14 protein-coding genes are annotated in these 15524 nt (G+C 39.8%); 13 read left to right on the top strand and 1 reads right to left on the bottom strand.

Annotation, left to right across the window (positions count from 1 at the left end; translation table 11 throughout):
• Nucleotides 1-4 precede the first annotated feature (4 nt).
• The 7 genes from secY to rplQ all read left to right on the top strand — a co-directional run bounded on the left by secY (nucleotide 5) and on the right by rplQ (nucleotide 4515).
• Nucleotides 5-1324 (top strand): preprotein translocase subunit SecY, encoded by a 1320-nt coding sequence (gene secY / locus BGK61_RS15350; protein ID WP_012519218.1) that lies wholly within the window; start codon nucleotides 5-7, stop codon nucleotides 1322-1324.
• Nucleotides 1325-1362: 38 nt separating this feature from the next.
• Nucleotides 1363-1479 carry a 50S ribosomal protein L36 gene (gene rpmJ / locus BGK61_RS15345; protein ID WP_012519217.1) on the top strand — a complete coding sequence of 39 codons (117 nt, stop codon included), beginning with the start codon at nucleotides 1363-1365 and terminating at the stop codon, nucleotides 1477-1479.
• A 175-nt stretch (nucleotides 1480-1654) separates the two neighbouring features.
• Nucleotides 1655-2011, top strand: coding sequence for a 30S ribosomal protein S13 (rpsM, locus tag BGK61_RS15340; protein ID WP_012519216.1), 357 nt, complete (start codon nucleotides 1655-1657; stop codon nucleotides 2009-2011).
• Nucleotides 2012-2025: 14 nt separating this feature from the next.
• Nucleotides 2026-2418: a 30S ribosomal protein S11 gene (gene rpsK, locus BGK61_RS15335; protein WP_012519215.1), complete on the top strand. Its 393-nt coding sequence runs from the start codon at nucleotides 2026-2028 to the stop codon at nucleotides 2416-2418.
• 24 nt (nucleotides 2419-2442) lie between these two features.
• On the top strand, nucleotides 2443-3063 hold the full coding sequence (gene rpsD, locus BGK61_RS15330; RefSeq protein WP_012519214.1) for a 30S ribosomal protein S4: 621 nt from the start codon (nucleotides 2443-2445) through the stop codon (nucleotides 3061-3063).
• Nucleotides 3064-3082: 19 nt separating this feature from the next.
• Nucleotides 3083-4072 (top strand): DNA-directed RNA polymerase subunit alpha, encoded by a 990-nt coding sequence (locus BGK61_RS15325; RefSeq protein WP_039226687.1) that lies wholly within the window; start codon nucleotides 3083-3085, stop codon nucleotides 4070-4072.
• A 41-nt stretch (nucleotides 4073-4113) separates the two neighbouring features.
• A complete protein-coding gene (gene rplQ, locus BGK61_RS15320; protein WP_012519212.1) occupies nucleotides 4114-4515 on the top strand; it encodes a 50S ribosomal protein L17 in 402 nt (133 codons plus the stop codon).
• Nucleotides 4516-4655: 140 nt separating this feature from the next.
• Here the strand turns inward: rplQ and BGK61_RS15315 are convergent, their stop codons facing one another.
• Entirely contained in the window at nucleotides 4656-5024 is a 369-nt protein-coding gene (locus tag BGK61_RS15315; RefSeq protein WP_076011335.1) for a hypothetical protein, read from the bottom strand.
• 246 nt (nucleotides 5025-5270) lie between these two features.
• Between BGK61_RS15315 and BGK61_RS15310 the strand changes: the two genes are divergently transcribed.
• From BGK61_RS15310 to BGK61_RS15285, 6 genes are all read left to right on the top strand, one after another.
• A complete protein-coding gene (locus BGK61_RS15310) occupies nucleotides 5271-6614 on the top strand; it encodes a flagellin N-terminal helical domain-containing protein (protein ID WP_076011336.1) in 1344 nt (447 codons plus the stop codon).
• 171 nt (nucleotides 6615-6785) lie between these two features.
• The gene (locus BGK61_RS15305; protein WP_157888801.1) at nucleotides 6786-8432 is read left to right on the top strand and encodes a hypothetical protein; all 1647 of its coding nucleotides are present in this window, start codon (nucleotides 6786-6788) and stop codon (nucleotides 8430-8432) included.
• A gap of 10 nt (nucleotides 8433-8442) precedes the next feature.
• On the top strand, nucleotides 8443-9189 hold the full coding sequence (locus tag BGK61_RS15300) for a hypothetical protein (RefSeq protein ID WP_076011338.1): 747 nt from the start codon (nucleotides 8443-8445) through the stop codon (nucleotides 9187-9189).
• 26 nt (nucleotides 9190-9215) lie between these two features.
• The gene (locus BGK61_RS15295; protein ID WP_076011339.1) at nucleotides 9216-13757 is read left to right on the top strand and encodes a glycoside hydrolase family 99-like domain-containing protein; all 4542 of its coding nucleotides are present in this window, start codon (nucleotides 9216-9218) and stop codon (nucleotides 13755-13757) included.
• Nucleotides 13758-13839: 82 nt separating this feature from the next.
• Nucleotides 13840-14994 (top strand): hypothetical protein, encoded by a 1155-nt coding sequence (locus BGK61_RS15290; protein WP_076011340.1) that lies wholly within the window; start codon nucleotides 13840-13842, stop codon nucleotides 14992-14994.
• Nucleotides 14991-15449, top strand: a complete 459-nt coding sequence (locus BGK61_RS15285) for an FAD synthase family protein (protein ID WP_076011341.1) — start codon at nucleotides 14991-14993, stop codon at nucleotides 15447-15449. The genes BGK61_RS15290 and BGK61_RS15285 overlap by 4 nt, the downstream gene beginning before the upstream one ends.
• The last annotated feature ends 75 nt before the right edge of the window (nucleotides 15450-15524 follow it).

Below are 15524 nucleotides of genomic sequence, written 5' to 3'. Positions count from 1 at the left end.
CTAGATGGCTAAACCAGGATTGGATTCAGGCGCTAAAAGCGGCTTGAGTGAGCTTAAGGCAAGATTGTTGTTCGTACTTGGTGCGATTGTTGTATTCAGACTAGGTTCTTACGTTCCTATCCCTGGCATCGATCCAGCTGTACTTGCTGACTTGTTCGAGCAACAAAAAGGCACCATTGTAGAAATGTTTAACATGTTCTCTGGTGGTGCGCTTGAGCGTGCATCCGTTCTGGCTTTGGGCATTATGCCATACATTACTGCATCCATTATCATGCAGTTGCTCTCGGTGGTTCACCCACCGATGGTGGAGCTTAAAAAAGAAGGCGAAGCAGGCCGTCGTAAAATTAGTCAGTACACGCGTTACCTAACGCTTGTATTGGCTATCTTCCAATCAATTGGAATTTCGACTGGTTTGCCTAACCTGATTAATGGATTGGTGATAAACCCTGGCTTCGGATTCTACTTTACGGCAGTAGTGAGCCTAGTCACAGGAACTATGTTCCTTATGTGGTTAGGTGAGCAAATTACCGAACGAGGTATTGGTAACGGTATCTCTATATTGATTTTTGCTGGTATTGTTGCCGGTCTGCCAACAGCGATAGGTCAGACTGCGGAACAAGCAAGGCAGGGCGACATTAACTTGTTGTTCCTACTGTTGATTGGCGCAATTGTTATTGCTCTTACATACCTAGTTGTATTTGTAGAGCGCGGACAGCGCAGAATTGTGGTAAACTACGCAAAACGTCAGCAAGGCCGTCAGGTTTTTGCTGCGCAAAGCACCCATTTACCGCTGAAAGTCAACATTGCTGGTGTAATTCCACCAATCTTTGCTTCTAGCATTATTCTGTTCCCGGGTACCATCGCAGGATGGTTCGGACAGAATGAATCAACAGCGTGGTTGCAAGATGTAGCGCTTATGCTATCTCCTGGTCAACCGCTGTACGTGATGTTATACGCAGCTGCGATTATCTTCTTCTGCTTCTTCTACACGGCGTTGGTTTTCAACCCGCGTGATACAGCAGATAACTTGAAGAAGTCTGGCGCGTTCATCCCAGGCATCCGCCCGGGTGAGCAAACGTCACGATACATTGACAAGGTAATGACTCGCCTTACACTGGCTGGCGCACTGTACATAACCTTTATTTGTTTAGTGCCTGAATTCATGCTAATTGCTTGGAATGTGCCGTTCTACTTCGGTGGTACGTCGCTTCTCATTATCGTAGTAGTTATCATGGACTTTATGGCACAAGTACAGACGCATTTGATGTCTAGTCAATATGAGTCTGTGCTGAAGAAAGCTAACCTTAAAGGCTACGGCCGATAAGTTAGCCCCTTAATATTGATAGAAAGGGGAAAGATGTAATGAAAGTTCGTGCATCAGTAAAAAAGATTTGCCGTAACTGTAAAGTTATCAAGCGCAACGGTGTTGTGCGTGTAATTTGCAGTTCTGACCCAAAGCATAAGCAGCGTCAGGGCTAATCAAAGCGGAACAGAATATTTGCAAGACTAAGTGAGCAGAACCTGGATTATACTTGTCAGGTTCTGCTAGTTTTGTTTAAAAGTATTTTGAACCTTAATTTGCAATTTAGTCGACGGGTAAGTATCCTATCGGGCTTTTTAGGTCGTCGACAAATAAACAAGAGGAGTGCTGTTAATGGCCCGTATCGCTGGCATTAACATTCCTGAGCACAAGCATGCTGTAATCGCTATCCAAGCGATCTATGGCGTTGGTCCCACACGTGCGAAAAGCATTTGTGCGGGTGCTGGTGTTGCAGAAAATACAAAAATCAAAGAGCTAGACGAAGCTACTATTGATAAGCTTCGTGACGAAGTGGCTAAATTCACCGTTGAAGGTGACCTACGCCGTGAAGTCTCTATGAGCATCAAACGTTTAATGGACCTGGGTTGCTTCCGTGGTATTCGCCACCGTCGTAGCTTGCCTCTACGTGGTCAGCGCACTAAAACTAATGCGCGTACCCGTAAAGGTCCTCGTAAGCCAATTAAGAAGTAAACGGGGAGTAAGTTATGGCTAAAGCACCAGCTCGTAGCACGCGTAAGCGCGCTAAACGTCAGGTTGCAGACGGTATGGCTCATATCCATGCGTCTTTCAACAACACAATTGTGACTATTACAGACCGTTCAGGCAATGCACTAGCATGGGCGACATCTGGTGGTTCAGGTTTCCGTGGTTCACGTAAATCTACCCCATTTGCTGCACAGGTAGCTGCTGAGCGTGCAGGTGTTGCTGCACAAGAATACGGTCTTAAGAACCTTGAAGTTTTCGTTAAAGGTCCAGGTCCAGGCCGTGAGTCTGCGATCCGTGCTCTTAACGCTACAGGTTATAAGATCACAAACATTACCGATGTGACCCCTATTCCTCACAACGGTTGTCGTCCACCGAAAAAACGTCGCGTTTAATCGACGGACAGTTGGAGAAAGATCATGGCAAGATATTTGGGTCCAAAACTCAAACTTAGCCGTCGCGAAGGAACAGACCTGTTCCTAAAAAGCGGCGTTCGCGCAATCGATTCTAAATGTAAAATCGATACAGCGCCTGGTCAGCACGGTGCCCGTCGTGGCCGTCTGTCTGACTACGGTGTTCAGCTGCGTGAAAAACAAAAAGTTCGTCGTATGTACGGCGTTCTGGAAAAGCAATTCCGCAACTACTATAAAGAAGCTGCACGTCTAAAAGGCAACACAGGTGAAAACTTGCTACAGCTTTTAGAACAGCGTCTTGATAACGTAGTTTACCGTATGGGTTTCGCTAGCACTCGTGCAGAAGCACGTCAGCTAGTTAGCCACAAGGCGATCATGGTAAATGGTCAAGTTGTGAACATCCCATCGTTTAACGTTTCTGCCGAAGACGTGGTTTCTGTTCGTGAAAAGGCTAAGAAGCAAGCGCGTATCGTTGCTGCTTTGGAACTGGCTGACCAACGTGAGAAGCCAACCTGGATTGAAGTAGACAGCAGCAAAATGGAAGGCACTTTCAAGCGCGTTCCTGAAAGAACTGACCTGTCTGCGGAAATTAACGAACAGTTGATCGTCGAACTTTACTCTAAGTAAAGCTAACTAAAGAGGAAGCATTGTGGGTTCTGTGACTGAATTCCTAAAACCGAGATTAGTTGAGATCGAAAACGTTTCTCCTACTCGTGCCAAAGTAACTTTGGAACCACTAGAGCGCGGCTTTGGCCATACTCTAGGTAACGCCCTACGTCGTATTTTACTGTCATCTATGCCAGGATGTGCAGTTACCGAGGTAGAAATTGACGGCGTTCTTCACGAGTACAGCACCAAAGAAGGTGTTCAGGAAGACGTAATTGAAATCTTGCTAAATCTTAAAGGTTTAGCGGTTCGCCTTGAAGGTAAAACTGAGGCAACCCTAACTCTAGTGAAATCTGGCGCTGGCCCTGTTGTTGCTGGTGATATTCAGCATGATGGCGACGTAGAAATTACAAACCCTGACCACGTTATTTGTACTTTAACTGGCGAAGCTGAAATCAGCATGCGCATTAAAGTAGAAATGGGTCGCGGTTATGTACCAGCTTCTACCCGTCGCTCCTCTGAAGAAGATGATCGTCCAATTGGTCGTTTGTTAGTAGACGCTTCATACAGCCCAGTTGAACGTATTGCTTACAGTGTAGAGTCTGCTCGTGTTGAACAACGCACAGACCTAGACAAACTAATCATCGACATGGAGACGAACGGTACTTTGGATCCTGAAGAAGCGATCCGCCGTTCTGCTACTATCCTAGCTGAACAGCTAGATGCATTCGTAGACTTACGTGATGTGTCTGAGCCAGAAGCGAAAGAAGAGAAGCCAGAATTCGATCCGATTCTGCTTCGTCCAGTAGATGACCTAGAGCTGACAGTACGTTCTGCAAACTGTTTGAAAGCAGAAGCTATCCAGTACATTGGTGACCTGGTACAGCGCACTGAGGTTGAGCTACTTAAAACGCCAAACCTTGGTAAGAAATCGCTAACTGAAATCAAAGATGTTCTAGCATCTCGTGGTCTTTCTCTAGGTATGCGCCTAGAAAACTGGCCGCCAGAGAGCATCGCTGAAAAAGATTAATCAGGTTTTTATCAAACTGATTTGTAGAGAAGGATAAAACTATGCGCCATCGTAAGAGTGGTCGTCAGTTGAATCGCAACAGCAGCCATCGTCAAGCTATGTTCAAAAACATGGCCGGTTCTTTGGTCAAGCACGAAGTGATCAAAACTACGTTACCAAAAGCGAAAGAATTACGTCGCGTAATCGAGCCTCTAATCACTATGGCTAAAGAAGACAGCGTTGCAAACCGCCGTCTAGCTTTCGCCCGCACTGGTGACAAAGAGGTTGTAGGTAAACTATTCAACGAGCTTGGTCCTCGTTACGAAGCTCGTCCAGGCGGTTACACTCGCATTCTTAAATGCGGTTTCCGTGCTGGCGACAATGCCCCAATGGCATATGTTGAGCTAGTTGACCGTCCAGTTGTAGAAGCTGAAGAAGAAGCAGTAGAAGCAACTGAAGAGTAATTAATACTCGATTAGAAAAAGGGGCCTGAGTGAAAACTCAGGCCCCTTTTTTTGTATGTACAACTCAAAGTGCGAGATACGTTCCATACACTTCCCCATACACAGGAGGGACTAAAAGAACGTCTAACTATTCCATTGTTCTAATAGTTCTCGGCAAGTTCAGAATACCGCTGACAAGCAGCTGTCTCTTCATCAGAGTTGAGAAGCGCATCGCAACTTTGATTGGCCATTGAACTAAGACAATCTGTGGCGGGCTCAATAAGCTCATGTTCATCACCTAAATTAGCAATGCTCATATACTGACCACATATCTCATCTATCATATTTGACATCATGGCTTTCATCTCAGGTGGAAATTCGTCATTAGCACTCATCTCCTTGCCAATACACATTTTACTCTTATCACATAACTTTATGGCCGCATCGTTTAATGCCGCAGTATCCGCAAAAGCACATAACGAATATCCAGTTAAAGCTAGGGCCAAAATAATTTCCTTCTTATTCACCATAAGGTGTGACTCCATAGTATTTATTGGGTTGTACTAAATTTGTACAGCTATATCACATTACCGAACATACATTTAAAGTCTAGCGTTGAACGTGCTGTTTTAGGTAAGTGCCGGAAGTTATTTGGAATAAAGTTAGATTACCGTTCTTAGCGCGCGTAAGGGGTTTATTGGCGTGCTTATTGCTGAAACATACATATAAACTATGCCAATTTAATTTAACTAAGATAAAAGCGTAAAGGAAATAACGTGCTATCGGTTTCAGGAAATTACCAGTCTCTAGGTCTTTCAACTTTACAAAATACGGCACTATCCACCCGTCTAGAGCGCTTGAGCTCTGGGTTAAGAATAAACAGTGCTGCTGACGACAGTGCAGGCCTTCAGATATCCAATAGACTTGCTTCCGAGAAAAAGGCGTATACCCAGCTCAATCGAAACCTAAATGACGGTATCAGCTACGCACAAATTGCTGAGGGTGGGCTGCAAGAGTCTGCCGCTATACTGCAACGAATGCGGCAATTGGCAATACAATCGCAAAACGGCGTAAATGCGGTAAATGACCGTGCAACTCTGGATAAAGAATTCCAACAACTTAAAAATGCACTTAATGGCATTGCCTACAACACGGAAGCTTTTAACCACTTGCCGCTGGTAGGTGACACTGATTTGCTTTCAGCGAACGTACCCTCAATTAGTGACACGTTTACTAACGGTGTGGCTCAAAGTATGACAAGTGGACTGCGCTCTATTGCATACATACCGGCTGGCTCTTCAAACATTCAAATAGACTTACATGACAATGGCGCTAACGACGATATTCAGGTATTTACCGTAGACGGAAAACATTTAGCAGGTACGCCGCTTTCGGCAGCTACGTGGGGGGCTTACGGCGTAGTGAATTCATCAGCCATTGAGGGGACATTCTTTCTACCGACAAACGGCTATAGCCCTTCGGCATCCTACGACGATAGTGATTTATTAACCGTCGGAAGCGCTACTATAGACGGCAATACCATTTCATTCACCGGGGATCAGAACGCCAGCGGTAACCTAAATGAAAACCTTACAATTACGAGCAATGCACAACCGCTCATTATTTCTGTTATCGGCACAGGCTCTTTTAGTGTAACAGCCTCGTGGACATCGCTTGGGGACGGAGACAGTCAAAATTTCAGCTTAGGGCCCGTTGATATTACTTCAACCAATCAATTAGGTGTTGGTACTGACTTCATTGAACTTACCAAAACACCCGCTACATTAACAGACCTCGGGCTAGGCGGCACTTCTTTGCAAAGTGAAAGTGAAGCTGAAAACGCGCTTACACAGATAGATAGTGCGCTTGAGATAGTCGGAGAAAGTAGAGCTTTCTACGGTGCTAAAATTAATCAGATGTCATCCGCTATTAGAAACAACGCAATTGGCCTTGAGAATATAAGCAACGCTCACTCTCGAATAACTGACGCTGACTTCGCTTCAGAAACTGCATTACTTACGCAAGCACAAATAGTTGAACAGGCAAGTATTTCTGTTCGAGCTCAAGCTAAGTCTAGTGATGAGCAGGTATTGGGGTTGTTAAAGGAGACGCTTAGTTAAAGCTAATAGTTGTAGGAACTAATCATGTGTCGTTCGAGTAAGATATAAAATTTAATAAGTTTTGACTAAAAGTATAACTTATTAGGTGATAGTATTACTCTGGTCAAATCCTTGGGCGACTGCGCGGTTAACTCTAGCGATACGAACTAGAGTGCATACGTCAGACAAAAGATGAAAATAAATACAAGCACAAAACAGGAAGCGAATGTGTTTTACTTCTACTATCCAGCCGAACTAGAAAGTTCATTAGGTCCAGCTAGTGTTTCCATAAAAACAAGTGACGAAAACATAACAAATGTTGAGCTATTGAGAAGACTCTCAATTGAGCCCAGCCAAGATAATTGCTATCTCTTTTATCCAACTCTTAGTTCTTTGTTATCTCAGTGCCTATTAAATTTAGATGTGCGTTCCAAGGTTGTTTCATACTATGAAACTATGTCTAACGAACTATTTGAACTAAAAAAGAAGAATAGAAATTCTCTTACTTGTGTTGGTATATCCATAGTTGGAAATAAAGAATTTAATACGGCGTTAAATGGAATAGCTTATAAAGTTACATATTCTCATAAGAATAGTAGTTTGGAAGGCATGTTAGCTGACTTTTTTATTCATAAAAATAAAGAGCTGAAGAAAAAGGTGGGGAGTCTTTCTGCAATTTCACAATTTGTAGAGGAAATTCACATATCAGAAAGCGACATGCAATCAGAGTTAGAATTTGTTAAAGATTCCCTTTTTATCAAGACATCCTTTGGCAAATCTTCCGATATAGCGTCATCAATAGATCTTCTTCACGAGAAATCAGAATATATAGCGCAATTGAAAAAGAATTATGAAGAGCTAAAAACAGAAAATTTTAATGTAACTGCCGAGTTGAAAGCACATGTAGCGGAACAGGAAAGCCTTAAAAAAGACCGTGAGCGTGCAATTCATCAAATACAGGTTCTTCAAGAGTCGCTCGTTGAGAAGCATCAGGAAATTTCAATAAAAGAATCGGAATTCGAAAATAAGTATTCGAAGCAACTAGCCGAACTAAATAAAGAAAATGACGAACTCTTGGCTGCGTTAAAGGTAGCTGAAGCTGAACAAATATCAGCTCAAGAGTCGTTGGATAATTCGATAAAAGAAATTCAAAACTTGCAGGAGCTTTACGAAGTAAAGTCGATAGATGCAAATAGATTAGCGACATTGAACAGTGAGCTTGAAAAAGAAAACAGAGTATTAGCTACAAAAATTTTAGATGTAAATGAAGAACAGATGAATTTGTCTCTTTTATATAGTTCAGCTACCGAACGAGCAGAAAAGGACAGAAAGCAGGCTATAGCAAAGCAGAAAGTTCTAGAGCGAGAGCTAACAAGATTCAAAACGCGAAATGCTGAGATAACGCACAAATATAGCTCGCTACGGTATAAAATGTTTTGTATCAATAGGGAGCTAGAATTAATTCAATCTTCCCCATTTTGGAAAGGCAGTAGGCTCTTAAAAAATCTGAAGTCAAAGCTCAATAAAAATAAAATATCAGAATCTGTAAAGGCGGATATAGCACTTATAGCAACGAGCGAATACTTCGATTTTGATTGGTACCTTGAAACGTATAGTGATGTGCAAGAAGCTAATGTAGATCCAGCCCAACATTATTTGATTGCTGGAGCAGAAGAAGGGCGCTTACCTGGGCCCAATTTTGACGGGAACTGGTATCTTGAGCGATATCCTGACGTCGCAGAGGCAGAAATAAACCCCTTATTGCACTTTATAAAGTGTGGTAAGAGAGAAGGTCGTGTGCCATCGCCAAAGATGCTAGCTGACAAAAGAAAAGGCTGAGGGGAGTATTATGTCAGTAAATAAGCTTTTATGGCTTGGTTGCGGAGATTGCGAAGGTTTAAAGTATTTCCATTCCCAATTTGATGAAATGCTGCTCATCGATGCGAGGCATTTAGATGAGTTAGCAATTCCAGAAAATTTTAAGGGTTCTTTTAAACAATTAGTTGTCTCGACTGAAGAAAGTCTATCTACTTTTAAAGAAACCAACATCCCTGAATTATCTTCACTTAATAGCATCGGTTGCTTTCTGTCAAATTTTCCTGGCTTGAAAGTCGAAAATGAACGAGAAGTTCACACAAAAAATGTGTTTGATATTGTTCACGACTTTTTTACTGGTGCTGATAAAAAAACACTTGTTTTGGATATACCTGATTCTCAATTTGAACTGCTTAGCGTTCTTTCCGGTGAAAACGCCTTAAACGTTATTGATGAAATAATAGTCTGGAGTGTACCTCAAGATTCTGAATGGCAAGAAACGGAAGACTCGATAAAGCTCTATTTAGAAAATAACGGTTTTGTCTCTTTTACAAGAGGGGAGAATTTTAGTGGATACAATTGGGTGCACTTTATTCCAAATCCACTATTTTTCAAGTTGAGTGCGTTAAGTGAAAAGTCAAGCGAGCTGGAAAATAAGTTGAAAGAAGAAAATAAAAAAAATAAAGAACTTCAAGAGAAGTACGAATTGCTCAAGCGAACCAGTACTCGACTCGAGTCACAAATAGAGCTAATTCAGAAGCTTATGTCATTTGACTCTTAGTAAAAAGATTTAGGTAGTTTACTAAAATGGAAAAAAATATATTACGCGAAGCGAACATTCTTTTTCACAAGGGTGACTTCGACGAAGCAGTGGCACTTTACAAACAAGCTCAGCAAACTTATTCGGACCTCTACGAGAGTTTAGAATTAGTAATTGAATATACAGAACGCCTAAGCTCAAAAAGCTTGCCCGTTAAAGTTTTGAAACAGGCAGTAAATAAAGATCGATTTGGTAATACGATTAGAGAAAAAGTCGTCATAGATAAAAAAGATCCTCGTTTAGCGTTAGTAAAGCCAGCCTCTTTGGAAGATTATTATTTCGATCAGATAGTAGAATCAAAACTCTTTGACCCAGAATATTATCTTTCTCGATATTACGATGAATTAACTGGTGTTGATAATCTTCTTGATAATTTCCTCAAAGAAGGGATTGAACAGAAGCGCAACCCTTCAAGTATGTTTGATACAGAATTCTACTTAAAACATAATCCAGATGTTGCACAAGCTGATGTTAATCCATTTTTACATTACGTAGGAAATGGTAGATTTGAAGGAAGAGAGGCAATCCCTAAGCCATATGATTCACCTTATGAAGTGGCGCCAATTGAGTATATTGAACGTTTACCATTAGATGAGTCTTGTATTTCTCAAGCAGTAAGAACTATCTGTTTTTACTTACCTCAGTTTCACGCAATCCCTGAAAACGATGAATGGTGGGGCAAGGGATTTACAGAGTGGACCAACGTCAAGCCTGCTAAGCCTCAATTTGAAGGACATTATCAACCGCATGTACCAGATGACTTTCTTGGATACTACAATTTATTAGAGAAAGAAACTCAACGAAAACAAATTGAACTTGCCAAGCAATATGGCATTGGAGGCTTTTGTTATTATCTCTATTGGTTTTCGGGCCAAAGACTCTTGGAACAACCATTGGATAACATGCTAGCAGATAAGTCGTTAGACTTTCCGTTTTGTGTGTGTTGGGCAAATGAGAACTGGAGTCGGCGTTGGGATGGTTTAGATAATGATCTTCTTATGGTGCAAGACTATTCTGCGGAAGATGACATTGCGTTTATAGAAAACACTGCGAAATATCTAAAAGACGAGCGGTACATTAAAATAAACGGTAAGCCCCTTCTAATGATTTATCGACCAAATCTATTCCCAGATATGAGAGCCACTGCAAAACGTTGGCGTAACTGGTGTAGAGAAAATGGAGTCGGTGAAATTTACTTGGCTTACCCACAGTCTTTTGAGTCAGTTCCGCCGGAAGAATATGACTTTGATGCGGCAGTTGAGTTTCCGCCAAATAAAAGCAACCCTCCAAATATTACAGAGTTTCAAACCCCTGTAGTTGAGGACTTTCAGTCAACAGTATATGACTGGAGAGTGTTTGTCGAAAGAAGTAAAAGCTATAAGGATGTTGATTATACTCTCTTTAGAGGACTCACTCCGTCTTGGGACAATACTGCGCGTAAAAAGAACAAAGGCACTGTTTTCCAAAACAGTTGCCCAAAGCTTTTTGAGCAAAATGCGGTTGATGCCTTCAATGAAACAAAAAGAACGGCCAAAACTAATGATGAGCAGATTGTTTTCATAAACGCATGGAATGAGTGGGCGGAGGGTGCCCACCTAGAACCTGACCAAAGGTATGGTTATGCGTGGCTTCAAGCAATTAAGAATGCCCATGAACTTATAAATAAAAAAAAAAATAAGATAATAATAGTTAGTCATGACGCTCATCCTCATGGAGCCCAGATTCTCTGCTTAAATATGGCAAAAGAGTTTAAGCAGAAGCTAGGTATTGATGTAGAACTCATAGTGCTCGGTGAAGGCGTTATGCTTAAAAAGTATGCACAATATGCAGCAGTTCATCAATTTAATCTAGAAAGCATGAGCGAGCGTGATATTTCAGAGAGATTAAAACGCATCAAGGATAGCTCTTTAGGCGTAGCGATTGTCAATACTACTGTATCCGGCACCATTACCCCCTATCTAAAGAAAGAAGGGTTTAATGTCGTTTCTTTGATTCATGAGCTTCCGAATGTCCTAAAAGATATGCATCTAGAAAAGCATGCAGAACTCATTGCACAGAATGCTGATCAGATCATATTTCCTGCTCATCAAGTACTTGATGGATTTGAACACTTTATTGGGAAAAAGCTAGCCAATACTCAGATTAGACCCCAAGGAATTTACTTGCCTAGTATTTTGCGAGATGGTCAAGATAAAGAGCGGGTCAAGAGCGAGGTTAGAAAAGAACTTAACATTCCATCAACTTCACAAATAATCATGTGTGCCGGATATGCAGACCATAGGAAAGGCTTTGACATTTTTGTTGAATCTGCAATGGCTGTAATGTCAAGAAACGAAAATGTTTACGCATTATGGTTGGGGCATTGGGACAAACCTTTTGTAACTGAGATCTTAACTAGCGTTACAGACAAAAAGCTTAGAGATAGATTTATTTTACCCGGTATTGTCGATGATCCTCGCCGATATTATGTTGCAGCTGATGTTTATGCTTTAACATCAAGAGAAGATCCATTTCCCTCTGTTGTATTAGAGGCTTTAGATGCGTTAACCCCTGTTGTAGCATTTAAAAACAGCGGCGGATTCGAAAATCTTTTGTCACGGGATTGTGGACTATTGGTAGAAAAAGGAAACGTCAGTGCCTACTCAAATGCATTGGCACAAATAATCGATGATGTTGAGCTATCTCTATCTCTAGCAAAGCAAGGTCAGGCAATAGTAAAGGAAGAATTAAGTTTTTATCATTACTTGTTTGATTTAATGCAGTTTGGTGGAGCTTTCCTCCCAAAAGTATCTGTAGTAATCCCTAACTACAATTATGAAAAATACATCGAAAGCAGGTTAACGTCAGTATTTTCTCAAACATACCCTATTTTTGAAATTATTGTGTTAGATGACAAATCTACTGACAATAGCGTCAAAAAAATCGAGGAAGTTCTGAAACGAACAAATATCCCATCAAAACTTATTGTTAACGAAACAAATTCAGGCTCCGTTTTTAAGCAATGGCAAAAAGGAGCGGAGATTGCCAATGGAGATTATCTTTGGATTGCAGAAGCCGATGATTTAGCAGAACCTAAATTCCTTGAAAAACTGGTTCTATTTTTCAAGAATCCAGAATTGGTACTTGCATTCAGTCAGTCAAAACAAATAGACCAAGATTCGAACCTCTTAGCAAATGATTACTTAGATTACACAAAAGATGTAGGTATTTATTGGCAAGAAGACTATGTGGTTGATGGTAAAGAAGAAGTTCAAAGAGCCTTATGTATAAAAAATACTATTCCGAATGTGAGTGGTGCTTTATTTAGGAAGGAAAGCTTTTTGAAAACAATTCAGAATTTGGAATACGAATTACTTAACTACAAAGTAGCTGGTGATTGGTTAGTCTATCTGAAATTAGCCCAATTAGGAAAGGTTGGATTTTGTAAAGACTCTTTAAATTTACACAGAAGACATGTGACTAGTGTTACAAAAAAACATGACCATCTTAATGAAATTATATCTATACAAGATATCTCTTTGGAGAAATATAATATAAACAAAAATATTCAAGAGAAAATTATTTCTGTTAGAGAAGATTTGTCAAAACATTTTAAGAGAGAGTCGTTTGTAATAGAAAAAAAATCAAAGTTTTTAAATGAGGATTATGAGTATTATGAAAGTGAATTGGGCGGAAATTTAATTGTAGGAGAGATATCAGCTTGTAAAACTGTAATTATAGGAAAAGACCAAGTTTTTCTATACCAGGGAGGAAATAATTACTCAGAATGGTATAAGCCTGTAGATAAAGAATCATTCCAAATTGCTTCAGCGTGGAGTTCAATTTTTAGTACTAGAGATAAGAGACTTAAAGATTTAGGAATAAAGTTTTTACAAGTAATAGTTCCAAATAAGGCTTCCATTTTACCTGGTTGCTATCCAGACGGAATCTTGAAAGAAACCATGACATGTTTGATGCGGCAGTTGCTTTTAAAAGAAGATAGCTCTTTACTTATTCCTCTATATGATATGAGGAATGCACCATTTAAAAAGTCGATATTTAGAAAGAGTGATTCACACCTTACTTTAGCGGGTAACGCATTCTTAGTCGAACTGATTTTAAAAAAACTATCTCTCAATTTTTCAGGTGTTCGAAAAATAACGACTAAAGTGGCAAAACATACAGGAGATCTTGGCTCAAAGCTAAAGGGAATAGAAGAGCAGCTCCATATCCCTGTCTGGACGGAAGGGCTTTTAGATCAAAGTAGTATCGTTCTCCTTAATCAAGTGATGGTTAAAGGCTTTAACGGGACAAAACAAGCTTTCCAGAATAAAAATGCAATAATAAATAAAAAAATAATTATTTTTGGCAACTCATTTTTTGAAAAGAATCCATCATGGGGAATGTTACCGTTCTTCGTTGCTATATTTGAAGAGGTACACTTTATTTGGAGTTCAGATATTGACTATGAATATATTACGATGGAGTCTCCAGATTTTGTTATATGTCAAACAGTGGAAAGATTTTTGCCTAAAATACCAGATAGATAATTAACGAATTATCATTTTTGACTTTATACGGAGCTTTGGTTGTTACTACTTTTTTGAAAAAATAATTAAATAGTGAGAAAAAATGAGCGATTTCTATCATGAAATTCAAAAAAATATAAAAGAAGAGTTTTCTACCAATGTTGGGAGGTTCGATTTTACAAGCGGGAATCTTTTACTTGAATTAAATTCTAATAAGCTTGTTGATACAGTCCAACTTAATTTTGATAACAATAAAGGAGCATTAAATCCAGAATTATTCGAAGTATTAGGTGTTTCTGAAGATAAGACCTTATATAAATTCAAACTTAACTCAAGTGCAGAAAATGACTACACTTATGCATCTTCAAAAGATGTAGCAGTTCATAAGCTATTAATAAAGAGTAAAGTTCTGAGGTGGCATGCTTGGCAAGCTTATTATCCAGAGATATGTTTATTGAGAAAAAACGAATTGGTGGAGCATATTGTTTGTTCTGATTTTGTGCTGAATTTAAAAAGAAATATTGATAGTCACGTCTTAAGGAATAATCTGAATGAGCAAGAAGCGGAAAACTTACGCTTAATCATAGATAGTGGCCTTTTCAAAACCGATTGGACAAATCAAGAGATAAAAAGTATCGAGTTGTTTAATTCTGTAGCAGATGTAATGAGTCCGTATTGTATCGGTTCTCATGGAATTACGATTCCATTGAAAAGTTTAGACAATGACTTATTGATTTCTCGTTTAGAACAAATTACTTCTTATTTAAACTCTCTTGGCCGTCCCTGGTTTTGTACTTCAGGAACTTTGCTGGGTCTAGCGCGTGAAGGTGAACTAATTGGCTTCGATGATGACCTAGACTTTGTCGCTTATCTAGGTGAAGTGAATGATATTGCTGAGTTAGAGGGGGTCGTTCAAGATTTTTATAATGCCAATTGTTCTTTTCTAGAACAAGGTATGAATGCCCTGCAATTCAAAATGAAAGGGAATGTGGGAGCTGTCGATGTATTTCTTTCATGGAGTATAGGGGGTAAAGTTTGGATTTACCCTTGGTGTGGTGGTGAATTAGAATATGATAATGTCTTCCCCGTCGCACAAAAATCTTTTTATTCTCAGAAGCTTTGTTTTCCAAACAATATTGATATGTGTTTATCTCTAAACTACGGCAACCAGTGGATTAAGCCAGATCCTTTGTGGAGATTTAATTGGGATAAATCAAACATTATTTTCAAAGACTATTTGTTGAGTATTCGCTTATGAAGACAATTATAACTTACGGTACATTTGATCTGTTCCATGTCGGTCATGTGAAGCTTTTAAAACGCTTATCTCAACTCGGAGACCGTTTAGTTATTGGCCTCTCTTCAGATGATTTTAACCAGATAAAAGGTAAACAGGTTGTTATTCCATACGAACAAAGGAAAGAAGTTCTATTGGCGTGTAGATATGTCGATGATGTTTTTGCCGAAAATAGCTGGGAGCAGAAAAGAGAAGATATCATAAGGGAAAAAGCGGATATATTCGCGATGGGAGATGACTGGTCCGGTCATTTTGATTATTTATCAGAAATTGTAGATGTTATTTATTTATCACGTACTGATAATATTTCTACAACGGATCTTAAAACAGTTTTGTCAAATCTAGAGAAAGAGAAAATCAGTGAGATTAAAAATACTTGCCAGAATCTTTATGATCTCATTAAAAACCTTTCTTAGCTTGATAGAAACTTGGGACTGTAGTAGCAGACTTTTAAATTTAGTGATTTTATGAGTCAATTCAGTTCATAGATA

Origin of the sequence: Alteromonas abrolhosensis (assembly GCF_001953635.1) — a bacterium.
Lineage (GTDB): Bacteria > Pseudomonadota > Gammaproteobacteria > Enterobacterales > Alteromonadaceae > Alteromonas > Alteromonas abrolhosensis.
The sequence above is the reverse complement of the archived record's forward strand: the minus strand, read 5'-3'. Positions and strand labels throughout refer to the sequence as shown.

Excerpts from the sequence above, each read along its gene's own strand:
- secY (WP_012519218.1), top strand. The coding sequence starts at position 5 with ATGGCTAAACCAGGATTGGATTCAGGCGCTAAAAGCGGCTTGAGTGAG.
- rpmJ (WP_012519217.1), top strand. The coding sequence starts at position 1,363 with ATGAAAGTTCGTGCATCAGTAAAAAAGATTTGCCGTAACTGTAAAGTT.
- rpsM (WP_012519216.1), top strand. The coding sequence starts at position 1,655 with ATGGCCCGTATCGCTGGCATTAACATTCCTGAGCACAAGCATGCTGTA.
- rpsK (WP_012519215.1), top strand. The coding sequence starts at position 2,026 with ATGGCTAAAGCACCAGCTCGTAGCACGCGTAAGCGCGCTAAACGTCAG.
- rpsD (WP_012519214.1), top strand. The coding sequence starts at position 2,443 with ATGGCAAGATATTTGGGTCCAAAACTCAAACTTAGCCGTCGCGAAGGA.
- rplQ (WP_012519212.1), top strand. The coding sequence starts at position 4,114 with ATGCGCCATCGTAAGAGTGGTCGTCAGTTGAATCGCAACAGCAGCCAT.
- BGK61_RS15315 (WP_076011335.1), bottom strand. The coding sequence starts at position 5,024 with ATGGTGAATAAGAAGGAAATTATTTTGGCCCTAGCTTTAACTGGATAT.
- BGK61_RS15305 (WP_157888801.1), top strand. The coding sequence starts at position 6,786 with ATGAAAATAAATACAAGCACAAAACAGGAAGCGAATGTGTTTTACTTC.
- BGK61_RS15300 (WP_076011338.1), top strand. The coding sequence starts at position 8,443 with ATGTCAGTAAATAAGCTTTTATGGCTTGGTTGCGGAGATTGCGAAGGT.
- BGK61_RS15295 (WP_076011339.1), top strand. The coding sequence starts at position 9,216 with ATGGAAAAAAATATATTACGCGAAGCGAACATTCTTTTTCACAAGGGT.
- BGK61_RS15290 (WP_076011340.1), top strand. The coding sequence starts at position 13,840 with ATGAGCGATTTCTATCATGAAATTCAAAAAAATATAAAAGAAGAGTTT.
- BGK61_RS15285 (WP_076011341.1), top strand. The coding sequence starts at position 14,991 with ATGAAGACAATTATAACTTACGGTACATTTGATCTGTTCCATGTCGGT.